We start from the raw sequence: 11,884 nt of genomic DNA on the forward strand, positions 1-11,884 counted from the left end.
GGCAGTATCGCCGCCTTCCTTGGGGGGATGAACACCGTGACGACCAACCGCCGGCGCCTGCGCCGTTCGTTCGTGATGGGCGCAGCCTGCGCCGCGCTGTCGACCGCCTTTGCACCCGCCGCGGCGATCGCGCAGGCCAAGATGGTACGCGTGCATCTGGGTGCCCAGTCGCTCGGCCGGTCGCTCGAAGCGCTCGCCCGCCAAAGCGGCATCGACATCCTGTTCACGCCCGCTGCGGTTGCCGGTCGGACCGCACCCGCGATCGACGGCACGATGGCACCGCACGCCGCGGTCGAGCGGCTGATCGCCGGCACCGGGCTGATGGTCCGCCAGCAGCCCAATGGCGCGCTGATCGTTGCCGCGACGGTCGAGACCGCAGCGCCGCAGACCGCAGCGACCACGCCGGACGACGAGACCCGCGAGATCGTCGTGACGGGCTATGCGAGCAGCCTGACCGGCGCGCTGGCGCAGAAGCGCAAGGCGACCAACGTCATCGACGTCGTCAAGGCCGAGGATATCGGCAAGTTTCCCGCGCAGAACATCGCCGAAGCGCTCCAGCGCGTGCCCGGCGTCTCGATCGTCCGCGATCGCGGCGAAGGCGTGTTCGTCCGGATCCGCGGGCTCGGCGCCAATTTCCAGGTGGTGACGCTCAACGATCGCTCGGTCGCGGTGAACGAGAATGTTCGCGACAGCGGCCAGAGCGGGCGCCAGTTCCGGTTCGACACGCTGCCGTCCGAACTCATGTCCGCGGTCGAGGTGATCAAGAGCCCGCGCGCGAGCCTCGACGAAGGCGGCATCGGCGGCACAATCAACCTGCGCACCTTCCGGCCGCTCGACCTGAAAAAGCCCGTGCTGTCGCTTTCCGCCACGGCCAGTTCGCCGCGCCTCGCCGACGCGGTCGATCCGCGATTGTCGGGCATGGCGAGCTGGGCGAGCCCGGACGGCACATTCGGCGCGCTGATCGCGGGCGTCTATGACGAGCGCACCACGCGGCAGGACCGGATCACCGGCGTCGGCTGGGCGGACGGCAAGATCGACACCGACGGCAATGGCTCGCTCGACAGCGAAACGATCCTGATCCCCACCGCGATCCGCCCGACGCTCGAGCGCGAGAACCGCGACCGGATCGGCATCAACGGCGCGGTGCAGTGGAAGCCCGACGACCGGTTCGAGCTGAACGTCGACGGGCTCTGGAGCCGGCTGAACGTCGCCTATGACGAGCTGACCTATTCGGCGGCGGATGGCTCCAACCTGCCGCGCGGGATCGTGCCGGGCAGCGCGGCGATCGAGAACGGCGTGCTGACCGGCGCGACGACGACCGCCTCGACCACGCAGATCGGCCGCGAGACGTCGGTGCTCCAGTACAAGAACTGGCTGGTCGGCACCAATGCCCGCTGGCAGGCGGGCGGCTGGACGATCGCCGCGGACGGCAGCATCGGCCAGGCCTATTCGAATACGCCCGAACCGATCTACCGCACGCGGCTGCTTGGTACGGTGGGCCCGACGACGTTCGATTTCGGCAAGGCGGGCGACCGGCTGCCCAACGTCACGCTGCTGAACGCCGACCTGTCGAACCCGGCGCTGCTGCCCGGACGGCGCATCGAATACCGCGTCAACGACTCGAAGGACCGCGAACGCGCCGCGAAGCTCGACGTCACGCGCGACCTGACCGGCGTGGTCAGCGCACTGCGTGCGGGGGTGAAATACCAGAAAAGAACACGCGCCTATGATCGTCGCGACATCAACTTCACCAGCGGCATCGCCGGCAAATATTTCGACGCGAGCTATTTCGTCCCGTTCCCGGTCGATGATTTTCTGAAGGGCGCGACCGGCACCCTGCCGACCAGCTGGGCAATGCCCGATCCCGCCAAGTTCCTCGCCGCCGCCACCGGCAAGGAGGCGCTGCTCGCCGCACCGCTTGCGCGCGGCGATCTGCGGAACAGTTATGCGATCGGCGAGGAGATCGTCGCAGGCTATAGCATGGCCGATTTCGCGTTCCCAATCGGCGGGGTCGCAGTGCGCGGCGATATCGGTGTGCGCTATGCCCGGACTCGCCAGACCTCGTCTGGCTATGCCGATGACGGCAAGGTCGCGCTGCCCGTCAGCTACGACAAGACCTATGACAATATCCTGCCCTCGCTCAATCTGGTCGCGGAGGTCTCATCCGATCTGCAGATGCGCTTCGCCGCGTCGAAGGTCATCACCCGGCCCTCGCTCGCCGATCTGGCGCCGCGGCTGACGATCAATTCGAGCCCGGCCGTCCTCACCGCGGTCGGCGGCAATCCCGAGCTGAAACCCTTCGAGGCGTGGCAATATGACGGCACGGTCGAATGGTATTTCGCGCCGGGCAGCGCGCTGGTCGGCGGCGTGTTCTACAAGGACATCACGACCTTCGTGTTCCAGCAGACGCGCGACTTCGTCCTCGACGGCCAGACCTATCGGCTGACCGCGCCCAAGAACGGCGGCGACGCCTATGTCGCCGGCGTCGAGATCGCGTATCAGCAGCTGTTCAAGATGCTCCCCGCGCCGTTCGATGGCCTCGGCGCGCAGGCCAACTACACGCACACCAAGACCGGCGGCACCTATGCACTGGCGACCGGCGGCATTTTCCGCGATGCGCTGGTCGACGTCGCCAAGGACAGCTTCAACCTGACCGCCTTCTACGAAAAGGAGCGCGTCGGCGCGCGCGTCAGCTACAGCTGGCGCGGCAACGTGCTGCGCGACGTCGGCGGCGCGGGGCTCGCCGCCAACAACGACAGCGCGTTCGGCAGCCTCGATTTCGACATGTCGTACAAGGTGACGCCGAACGTGACCTTCGTCGTGCAGGGGATCAACATGGCCGGCGGCGTCCAGTGGCAATATGTCCGCGACAACCAATTTGCGGGCTATACCGATTACGGGCGGACGTTCATGGCCGGCGTCAGGGCGAAGTTCTGATGCGGATCGCCTCGCTGGCGGCCGGCCTTGCGCTTGTCGCCTCGTCCCTCGCGCCGGCTCAAACGCCGCCGTCGCGAGAGGACAAACTTGAACGCGTCGTCATCGTCATGCGCCACGGCGTCCGAAGCGCGATGTCGAGCCCGGAGGACCTCGGCCGCTACAGCCGCCGCGCCTGGCCGCGCTTCGCGGTGCCGGCGGGACACCTGACCGCGAATGGCGCGACGCTCGTGACGATGCTCGGCGGCTGGTACGCGGCGCAGTACCGGCAGCTGGGGCTGCTCGGCGCGGGCGACTGCGCGGTCTATTACTGGGCGAACCACACGCAGCGCACCGAGGCGACCGCGACCGCGCTCGCCGCCGGCCTGACGCCGGGATGCGCGGCGCCGATCCACCAGTCCGCGGCAGAGCCCGATCCGCTGTTCGAGGCGCCGCAGACCCCGCTCGCGCCGCTCGATGCCCCGCGGATGCTCGCGGCGATCTCCGCGCGGGTCGACGGCGATCTGGCGGCGTGGGACGCGCGCCAGACCCCCGGCCGCGATCGGTTCGAGGCGCTGATGCTGCAATGCCGCCGTATCGCGTGCTCGTCGACCGAGCGCACCCGGGTCCAGCGCCGGCTGGGCGATACCCCGATCACGATGCGCGTCGACGCGACGGGCAAGCCCGACCTCACCTCGCCCAGTCTGCAGGTTGCCGGGATCGCCGAGAGCCTCGTCATGGCCTATGCAGACGGGCTCGCCTTCCCCGGCTGGAGCGGGATCGACGCAGCGACGATCGGCAAGGCGCTCGCCGTCCATGGGGCCGGCATCGACCTGCGCACGCGCACCACGGAAGTCGGCCGCCAGACGAGCAGCTATCTCGCGATGCGGCTGCTCGCGACGCTCCAGCGCGGCGCTGGCGCGACCACGCTGGCCGACCCGATCGGCGACGCGGAGAAGATCGTCGTCGTCAGCGGCCATGACGGCACGGTAACGATGCTCGCCGGGCTGCTCGGTCTCGACTGGACGCTGCCCGATTACGGCGCCGGCGAAGCCGCCCCCGGCGGCGGACTGGTGTTCGAACTGTGGCGTCGTGGCACGACCGGCAAGAGCGTCGTGCGGGTCCGCTATGTCGCGCAGGGGCTCGACCAGATGCGCTACCGCATCCCGCTATCGGCGCAGACTCCGCCCGAAACCGTCGCGATCCCGGTCCCCGGCTGCGGCGACCCCTGCCCGCTCCCCCGCTTCACGCGCTATGTCCTGGATCAGGTGTCGCCCCCACCGAAGGGCTAGCGCGGAGGCGCGCTTAATTGCCCTCGGCGTCGACAACGAACACCACGGGCTTGCCGCGCGACATCGGCTCCCAGCCTGCGCCCAACGCCGCCCGGATACCGCGCGAAATGGTCGGATCGTCGATCTGAAGCCGTCCGCGCGGCAACCCCTTCAGCAGGCGCTTGGGGGCGGGAAATTCGAGCATCGCCTCACGCTGGCAGTCCTTTTCGAGCAGCGAAAGGACCATCCCCTTCCACCCGTCGTCGTCCGACCATTGCGGCTCGCTCTCGAGGCGCCAGTCATAGGTGGTGCCATCGACGTCGATGGTACCGGAAGTGCTGAGATTTTTCGACATGCCGCCGCCTTAGCAGGTCTGTCACGGCATGCCATGCGTCTGATCGCACGCCATAGCGGGGCCTGAATTACTAGCCTGCGACGGAGCCGCTATGTTCTTGGCGTGGGTGATCGTAGAAGCCGCAAAAAGCGCACCGGGGGAGCCATGACGACGAAATCGCGCTATCAGGCGCCCGCGCTCAAAAAGGGGCTTGAGATCCTCGAGCTGCTGGCCGCCGCCACCGCGCCGCTCAACATGTCGGATATCTCGACCGCGCTCGGCCGGTCGGTCAGTGAGATCTTCCGCATGCTGCAGGTGCTCGAGGAACACCGCTATATCGCGCGGGGCGATGACGGTTACCGCCTGACCAACCGGCTGTTCGCGCTCGGCATGAGCCAGCCACCGGTCCGCAACCTCGTCGGGATCGCGCTCCCGGTGATGAGCGAGGTCGCGCGGCGGACCGGGCAAAGCTGTCACATGGCGGTGGCGTCGGGTGCCGAGATGGTCGTGATCGTCGGCGTCGAGGCCCCCAGCCTGTCGGGCTTTGCCATCCGGGTTGGCTATCGCCGACCGCTGCATCGCTCGGCGTCGGGACGCGTCCTGCTCGCGTTCCAGTCGGCGGACGTGCGCCAGGCCATGCTCGACGACGTGCGTCTGGCCGGTGCGGATTTCGACACGGCCGCGCTGGCGGCGGAGCTGGACGCGATCGCGGCGAAGGGTCTGCACACCACCCCAAGTCCGGTCCTGAATGCGATCACCGACATGTCGGTGCCCATTCTGGTGATGGGGTCCGCGCGGGCGGCGTTGACCGTGCCGTTCGTCGATGGCCCGGGCGCGCGCGTGACGCTGGACGCGTCGCAGGCGGTGCTGCGCCACGCCGCCGCGACGATCGCCGAGCAACTGTCCCCCGAAGTCCGCGACGGGCTGTATCAGCGGGTCGTCGACCATGGCGCGCCGGACGCGGCATCCGACGGCTGATCGCTGCAAGCGCGCCGCCTACCCCTTTCGAACTGGAACACGATACCATGTGGCACTGCCTCTTCCTCGACCTTCACGACGATGCCGCGCTGATCGCGGCGTATCGCGATCGCCACCGTGCGGTGCCGCCTGCCGTGCTCGCCTCGATCCGGGCGGCGGGGATCGAGGCGATGGACATCTATCAGCGCGATGACCGGCTGGTGATGATGATGCGGACCGGTCCCGGCTTCGACCCCGAGGCGAAGGCCGCGGCCGACGCGTCCGATCCCGCCGTGGTCGCGTGGGAAGCCGCGATGTCGCGCCTCCAGCGTCCGTTGCCGAGCGCGCAGCCAGGCGAGAAATGGCTGCCCGCCGAACGGATCTTCGCGCTCGACGAGCAGGGCTGACCGGTCAGGTCAGCGTACGGTCGAGATGCGTGTAGCCGCCATCGGGGATGATCCACTGCCCGGTCGTGTGCGAAGACCGCGCCGACAGCAGGAACACCACGGTATCGGCAATCTCGCGATCGGTCGTCAACCGGCGGCCGAGCGGGATGTTGCCCGCAATCTCGTCGAGCTTGGCCTGCGGATCGTCGAACGTGTCGATCCACGCGCGGTAGAGCGGCGTCATCACTTCGGCGGGGAGCACCGCGTTGACGCGGACGCCGTCGCCGACCAGCGCCGCCGCCCATTCGCGCGTCAGGCCAAGCTGTGCGGCCTTGGCGGCGACATAGCCGCTGGTCTGCCCCTGCCCGGTCAGCGCGGTCTTCGACGAGATGTTGACGATCGCGCCGCGGCTGGCCTTCAGATGCGGCAGGCAATGATGCGCCATGCCGTAATAATGGCCGACATTGGCGACCAGCGACGCGAGGAAGGCCGCCGTTCCCGCGTCCAGCCCGATCCCGTCATTGGCGCCCGCATTGTTGACCAGGCCGTGGATGCCGTGCCCCGCCGCGACGATCTGTGCGACTGCCGAGGCGCAGGCGGCGTCGTCGGTCATCTCGGTACGGATGAACATCGTTGCGGGCTGAAGCGTACGGATATTCGCCTCGAACGCAGGGTCGAGCGCGCTGCGCCCGAGGATCGCGGGGATCGCCCCCTCCTCCGCTAGCAGGGTCGAGATCGCGCCGCCGATCCCGGCGCCACCGCCGGTGACGATCACCAGTTTACCGTCGAGTCCGAGCTTCATGATAGTCCATCCTCGATAGTTGATAAGCGGTAGACGCACGCCGCCGTGCCGCCAAAGATCGCATCGCGATGCCCCGGGCAGGCGCGCGCGACGAAGGTTTCGACCAGGTCGACCACCGCCGCATGCTCGGCGGCAAGCAGGCACACCGGCCAGTCGGATCCGAAGATCAGCCGGTCCGGTCCGAAGCAGGCGAGCAGATGGTCGAGATACCGCGCGATGTCGGTCGGCGACCAGGCGGCGTGATCGGCCTCGGTCACCAGCCCCGATAGTTTGCAGGTGACGCCTGGAAAGGCGGCGATGGCTGCGATCGTCCGGGCCCAGGGGCCCCATTCGCCACCCGCGATGTCGGGCTTGCCGCCATGATCGAGCACCAGCGCCCCCGGCCCGGCCGCTGCGAGCATGTCGGGAACGCATCCCAGTTGTGCCGGCCCGCGGACGAGTATGTCATAGGCGAGACCGCGCGCCAGGATCGTCCGCACGCCGCGCAGGACATCCTCGCGCAGCAGATAGCGCGGATCGGGTTCGTCCTGCGCGATGTGCCGTATGCCCACAAGCGACCGCGATGCGTGACGGTCGAGCCGGGCTGCGACGTCGGGCGCAGTCAGGTCGACCCAGCCGACGACACCCATGATCCAAGGAGTCGCGTCCGCGAGCGCGAGCAGCCAGTCGGTCTCCGCCGCGCTGTGGCAGGCCTGCACCGCGATGCAGCCGTCGAACGCGGCGGCCTCCAGCGCGGGCCGGACGTCGACCGGGAGCCGGTCGCGCGCAAGCGCACTGCCGGGCTGGATCCAGTCATACTCCGCCGTGCGATAGCGCCAGAAATGCTGGTGCGCATCGATCCTCTTCACCATCGGGCTTTTGCATCCCTTCACTTGTTGCTCACCTGTGACATGATTTTTTATATATGCAAACCTCTCTCAAGGCCTATGATGGCGGCAATCGCACCAGAGGCGACGATGAGAGGATGTCATGGCACACGCTGCGAAGGGCTCGAGCCACATGGGCGACATAGCTGACACCGCGACGAGCACCGGGCGCTTCATCCGGCCGGGATTTCGGACGGGCTTCATCCTCGTCACCAGCCTGTTCTTCCTTTGGGCGCTTGCCAACAACTTCAACGACATCCTGATTCGCCAGTTTCAGAAGGCGCTCGACCTCAACCGCGCGCAGGCCGGCCTGATCCAGTTCGTCTTCTATGTCGGCTATTTCGTGATGGCGCTGCCCGCGGGTCTGGTCATGCGCCGCTTCGGATACCGCGCAGGCATATTGACCGGACTGGCGCTGTACGCGATCGGCGCACTGCTGTTCTGGCCCGCCGCCGAAGTCCGCGAATATGCCGCCTTTCTCGGCGCGCTGTTCGTGCTGGCTTCGGGTGCTGCCTTCCTGGAAACTGCCGCCAACCCCTATATCGTCGCGTTCGGCGACCCGGCGCGCGCCTCGCAGCGTCTGAACCTCGCCCAGGCGTTCAACGGCTTCGGCGCGGTGCTTGCCCCGACGATCGGCGGTCTGTTTATCTTCTCAGGCGTCGAGCATGACGCGGCGACGCTGACGACGATGCCGCAGGCGCAGCTGGTTGCCTATCGCGTCGCCGAGGCGCGCATGGTGCAGGTGCCCTATCTGCTGCTGGCGATCATCGTTGTGCTGGTCGGCGTCGCCATCGCACTGGTCCGCCTTCCCGCGCTCGACACCAAGACCGACGACAGCGCGCATGACGGGCTGTTCACGGTCCTGCACGCGCCGGGGCTGTGGCGCGCGGTCGTCGCACAGTTTTTCTATGTCGGCGCACAGGTCGGCATCTGGAGCTTCTTCGTCGATTTCGTGAAGGACAGCCTGCCCGCCACGCCCGAGCGTTCGGCCGCCTATCTGTTGTCGCTCAGCCTTGTGTTGTTCATGGCGGGGCGGTTCATCGGCGCGGCGCTGATGCACCGGCTGCCGGCGACCCGGTTGCTGTTCGGGTGCGCGGTCGCCAACATCGCGCTCTGCGCGGTCGCGATGCTGTCGGGCGGCGGGATCGCGGTCGGTGCGCTCGGCCTGACCAGCTTCTTCATGTCGATCATGTTCCCGACGATCTTCGCGCTCGGCGTCCGCGATCTCGGACCGCGCGCGACGATCGGCTCCTCGCTGATCATCATGGCGATCATCGGTGGGGCGCTGGTGCCCCCGGTGATGGGCCTGATCGCCGGCGCAGCGGGTGGCCTGCACGTCGCGATGGCATTGCCGCTGATCTGTTTCGCGGTCGTCGCACTGTTCGCGCGCGGCGCGACCGACGCCCCCCTTTCCCCTACCATGAGGACGATCCATTGAGACTGAACGGTAAACGCGCGCTGGTGACCGCTGCGGCACAGGGCATCGGCCGATCGATCGCGGAGGCGTTCGTCGCACAGGGCGCGACGGTCTACGCCGCCGACCTGAACGGCGAACTGCTCGCGACGGTCCCGGGCGTCACGCCCATCATGCTCGACGTCACCGATGCAGAAGCGGTCGCGGCGCTGCCGGCGCAGATCGGCGACATCGACATCCTCGTCAACGGTGCAGGCTATGTCCATGCGGGCGATATCCTGGCCTGCGACGAGGACGCCTTTGCCTTTTCGATGTCCCTGAACGTCACGTCGATGTACCGGCTGTGCCGGGCCTTCCTGCCGGGCATGCTCGCGCAGGGCAGCGGATCGATCGTCAACCTCGCGTCGATCGCATCGAGCGTGAAGGGCATTCCCAATCGCTTCGCCTATGGCACGACCAAGGCCGCGGTGATCGGGCTGACCAAGGCGATCGCGGCGGATTATGTCCTGCGCGGCGTCCGCTGCAACGCGATCTGCCCGGGCACGATCGACTCCCCGTCGCTGCGCCAGCGTGTCGCCGAGCAGGCGAGCGCGGCCGGTATTCCGCTCGAAGAGGCGACCGCCGCCTTCGTCGCGCGCCAGCCCGTCGGCCGCCTTGGCCGCCCCGAGGAGATCGCAGCGCTCGCGTTGTACCTTGCGTCCGACGAGAGTGCATTCACCACCGGCACGACCCATGTCATCGACGGCGGCTGGGTCAACTAACCACCCCCTTCCCCACGACCTAGAACCAGAGGACGTTCGCTCCATGAAACTGTTACGCTACGGCCCGATCGGCCATGAAAAGCCCGGCATGCTCGATGCCGATGGTGCGATCCGCGATCTGTCGGGGGTCGTGGGCGACATTGCCGGCGACACGCTGACGCCCGAGGGGATCGCGACGCTGGCCGTGATCGACCCGGCGACGTTGCCGCTGGTCGACGGCACGCCGCGCTACGGCGCCTGCGTCGGCGCGGTCGGCAAGTTCATCTGCATCGGCCTCAATTACAGCGATCACGCCGCCGAAAGCGGGATGGATGTGCCCAAGGAGCCGGTCATTTTCAACAAATGGACCAGCGCGATCTGCGGCCCCGACGACGCGGTCGAAATGCCCCGCGGCTCGACCAAGCTCGACTGGGAAGTCGAACTCGGCGTCGTGATCGGCAAGCCCGGGCGCTATATCGATGAAGCCGACGCGATGGCGCACGTCGCCGGCTATTGCGTCATCAACGACGTCAGCGAGCGCGAATACCAGCTCGAGCGCGGCGGCACCTGGGACAAGGGCAAGGGCTGCGACACGTTCGGCCCGATCGGCCCGTGGCTGGTCACGGCCGACGAGGTGCCCGATCCGCAGGCGCTGCGTCTGTGGCTCGAGGTCGATGGTCACAAGTATCAGGACGGCACGACCGCGACGATGGTGTTCGGGGTGGCCGAGATCGTGTCCTATCTCAGCCGCTTCATGAGCCTCCAGTCGGGCGACGTGATCTCGACCGGCACGCCCCCCGGCGTCGGCCTCGGCCAGAAGCCGCCCAAATATCTGGCGGTGGGCAATGTCATGCGGCTTGGCATCGACGGCCTTGGCGAGCAGACCCAGCGCGTCGTGGAAGCGCGCGCATGACGACGATCACCGGGCTGCGCATTCGCGACGTCCGCTTCCCGACCAGCCTTTCGCTCGACGGCTCGGACGCGATGAATCCCGACCCCGATTACTCGGCCGCCTATGTCGTGCTGGAAACGGACACGGCCGGGCTCGAAGGACACGGCCTGACCTTCACGATCGGGCGCGGCAACGAGATCTGCGTCGCCGCGATCGGCGCACTGCGCGAGCGGGTGATCGGGCTCGACCTCGACTGGATCGCGGCGGATGCCGGGCGGTTCTGGCGCCACGTCACCAATGACAGCCAGTTGCGCTGGATCGGCCCCGACAAGGGCGCGATCCACCTGGCGACCGGCGCCGTCGTCAACGCGGTGTGGGATCTGTGGGCGAAAAGCGTCGGCAAGCCGGTCTGGCAGCTGGTCGCGGACATGACGCCCGAGGAACTCGTCCGCACGATCGACTTCCGCTACATCACCGACTGCATCACGCCCGACGAGGCGCTCGCGCTGCTGACCAAGCGGGCCGAGGGCAAGGCGGAGCGCGTCGCGACGCTCAAGGCCGAGGGCTTTCCCTGCTACACGACGTCGGCGGGCTGGCTCGGCTATTCGGACGAGAAGCTCTACCGGCTGGCGCGCGAGGCGGTCGATGCCGGGTTCGATCATATCAAGCTGAAGGTCGGGCGCGATCTGGACGACGATATCCGCCGGCTGCGGATCGCGCGCGAGGCGATCGGTCCGCACGCCAAGCTGATGATCGACGCCAACCAGATCTGGGAGGTCGACCAGGCGATCGAATGGGTCAACGCGCTCGCCTTCGCGAACCCGTGGTTCATCGAGGAGCCGACCAGCCCCGACGACGTGCTTGGCCATGCCAAGATCCGCCGCGGGATCGGTTCGGTCAAGGTCGCGACCGGCGAGATGTGCCAGAACCGCATCCTGTTCAAACAGTTCATGGACGCGGGCGCGATCGACGTCGTGCAGATCGACGCGTGCCGTCTCGGCGGCGTCAACGAGGTGCTCGCGGTCCTGCTGATGGCGGCCAAGCACGACCTGCCGGTCTGTCCGCATGCCGGTGGCGTGGGGCTGTGCGAATATGTCCAGCACCTGTCGATGATCGACTATCTGTGCTTTTCGGGCACGCGCGAGGGTCGGGTGATTGAATATGTCGATCATCTGCACGAGCATTTCGTCGATCCCTGCGTCATCCGCGATGCCGCCTATATGCCGCCGACGCAGCCGGGCTATTCGATCGAGATGAAGCCCGCATCGCTCGAACTTTATGCGGTATCGGCGGAAGTGCGATACTGATG

Annotated in this window: 11 protein-coding genes; 8 read left to right on the forward strand and 3 right to left on the reverse strand. The window is 67.6% G+C overall.

Annotation, left to right across the window (positions count from 1 at the left end; genetic code table 11):
- Positions 1–36: 36 nt before the first annotated feature.
- Together IFT87_RS14365 and IFT87_RS14370 are read left to right on the forward strand one after the other, a co-directional pair.
- Entirely contained in the window at positions 37–2,937 is a 2,901-nt protein-coding gene (locus IFT87_RS14365) for a TonB-dependent receptor (RefSeq protein ID WP_342211166.1), read from the forward strand.
- Positions 2,937–4,205 carry a histidine-type phosphatase gene (locus tag IFT87_RS14370; RefSeq protein WP_192190997.1) on the forward strand — a complete coding sequence of 423 codons (1,269 nt, stop codon included), beginning with the start codon at positions 2,937–2,939 and terminating at the stop codon, positions 4,203–4,205. Before IFT87_RS14365 ends, IFT87_RS14370 begins: the two co-directional genes overlap by 1 nt.
- 13 nt (positions 4,206–4,218) lie before the next feature.
- Here the strand turns inward: IFT87_RS14370 and IFT87_RS14375 are convergent, their stop codons facing one another.
- Positions 4,219–4,539 carry a hypothetical protein gene (locus IFT87_RS14375; protein WP_031441677.1) on the reverse strand — a complete coding sequence of 107 codons (321 nt, stop codon included), beginning with the start codon at positions 4,537–4,539 and terminating at the stop codon, positions 4,219–4,221.
- 144 nt (positions 4,540–4,683) lie between these two features.
- On the opposite strand from IFT87_RS14375, the gene IFT87_RS14380 reads away from it, so the two are divergent.
- Both IFT87_RS14380 and IFT87_RS14385 read left to right on the forward strand, forming a co-directional pair.
- A complete protein-coding gene (locus tag IFT87_RS14380) occupies positions 4,684–5,496 on the forward strand; it encodes an IclR family transcriptional regulator (RefSeq protein ID WP_192190998.1) in 813 nt (270 codons plus the stop codon).
- 47 nt (positions 5,497–5,543) lie between these two features.
- Positions 5,544–5,882 (forward strand): L-rhamnose mutarotase, encoded by a 339-nt coding sequence (locus IFT87_RS14385; RefSeq protein WP_031441679.1) that lies wholly within the window; start codon positions 5,544–5,546, stop codon positions 5,880–5,882.
- Between the two features lie 4 nt (positions 5,883–5,886).
- Here the strand turns inward: IFT87_RS14385 and IFT87_RS14390 are convergent, their stop codons facing one another.
- Both IFT87_RS14390 and IFT87_RS14395 read right to left on the reverse strand, forming a co-directional pair.
- Positions 5,887–6,663 (reverse strand): SDR family oxidoreductase, encoded by a 777-nt coding sequence (locus IFT87_RS14390; protein ID WP_192190999.1) that lies wholly within the window; start codon positions 6,661–6,663, stop codon positions 5,887–5,889.
- Positions 6,660–7,514 (reverse strand): amidohydrolase family protein, encoded by an 855-nt coding sequence (locus IFT87_RS14395; RefSeq protein ID WP_192191000.1) that lies wholly within the window; start codon positions 7,512–7,514, stop codon positions 6,660–6,662. Before IFT87_RS14395 ends, IFT87_RS14390 begins: the two co-directional genes overlap by 4 nt.
- Positions 7,515–7,632: 118 nt before the next feature.
- On the opposite strand from IFT87_RS14395, the gene fucP reads away from it, so the two are divergent.
- The 4 genes from fucP to IFT87_RS14415 are packed head-to-tail and all read left to right on the forward strand — an operon-like array spanning position 7,633 to position 11,882.
- A complete protein-coding gene (gene fucP, locus IFT87_RS14400; RefSeq protein WP_192191001.1) occupies positions 7,633–8,967 on the forward strand; it encodes an L-fucose:H+ symporter permease in 1,335 nt (444 codons plus the stop codon).
- Positions 8,964–9,704 (forward strand): SDR family oxidoreductase, encoded by a 741-nt coding sequence (locus IFT87_RS14405; RefSeq protein ID WP_192138841.1) that lies wholly within the window; start codon positions 8,964–8,966, stop codon positions 9,702–9,704. Before fucP ends, IFT87_RS14405 begins: the two co-directional genes overlap by 4 nt.
- A gap of 43 nt (positions 9,705–9,747) precedes the next feature.
- On the forward strand, positions 9,748–10,596 hold the full coding sequence (locus IFT87_RS14410; protein WP_192191002.1) for a fumarylacetoacetate hydrolase family protein: 849 nt from the start codon (positions 9,748–9,750) through the stop codon (positions 10,594–10,596).
- Positions 10,593–11,882, forward strand: coding sequence for an L-fuconate dehydratase (locus IFT87_RS14415; protein ID WP_192191003.1), 1,290 nt, complete (start codon positions 10,593–10,595; stop codon positions 11,880–11,882). The genes IFT87_RS14410 and IFT87_RS14415 overlap by 4 nt, the downstream gene beginning before the upstream one ends.
- Positions 11,883–11,884 lie beyond the last annotated feature (2 nt).

This window comes from Sphingomonas sp. CFBP 8765 (assembly GCF_014841445.1).
In the GTDB taxonomy this organism is placed as follows: domain Bacteria; phylum Pseudomonadota; class Alphaproteobacteria; order Sphingomonadales; family Sphingomonadaceae; genus Sphingomonas; species Sphingomonas aerolata.

Bases quoted from the DNA above. Each gene is read 5' to 3' on its own strand.
- IFT87_RS14370 (WP_192190997.1), top strand. From the start codon at position 2,937: ATGCGGATCGCCTCGCTGGCGGCCGGCCTTGCGCTTGTCGCCTCGTCC.
- IFT87_RS14375 (WP_031441677.1), bottom strand. From the start codon at position 4,539: ATGTCGAAAAATCTCAGCACTTCCGGTACCATCGACGTCGATGGCACC.
- IFT87_RS14380 (WP_192190998.1), top strand. From the start codon at position 4,684: ATGACGACGAAATCGCGCTATCAGGCGCCCGCGCTCAAAAAGGGGCTT.
- IFT87_RS14385 (WP_031441679.1), top strand. From the start codon at position 5,544: ATGTGGCACTGCCTCTTCCTCGACCTTCACGACGATGCCGCGCTGATC.
- IFT87_RS14390 (WP_192190999.1), bottom strand. From the start codon at position 6,663: ATGAAGCTCGGACTCGACGGTAAACTGGTGATCGTCACCGGCGGTGGC.
- IFT87_RS14395 (WP_192191000.1), bottom strand. From the start codon at position 7,514: ATGGTGAAGAGGATCGATGCGCACCAGCATTTCTGGCGCTATCGCACG.
- fucP (WP_192191001.1), top strand. From the start codon at position 7,633: ATGGCACACGCTGCGAAGGGCTCGAGCCACATGGGCGACATAGCTGAC.
- IFT87_RS14410 (WP_192191002.1), top strand. From the start codon at position 9,748: ATGAAACTGTTACGCTACGGCCCGATCGGCCATGAAAAGCCCGGCATG.
- IFT87_RS14415 (WP_192191003.1), top strand. From the start codon at position 10,593: ATGACGACGATCACCGGGCTGCGCATTCGCGACGTCCGCTTCCCGACC.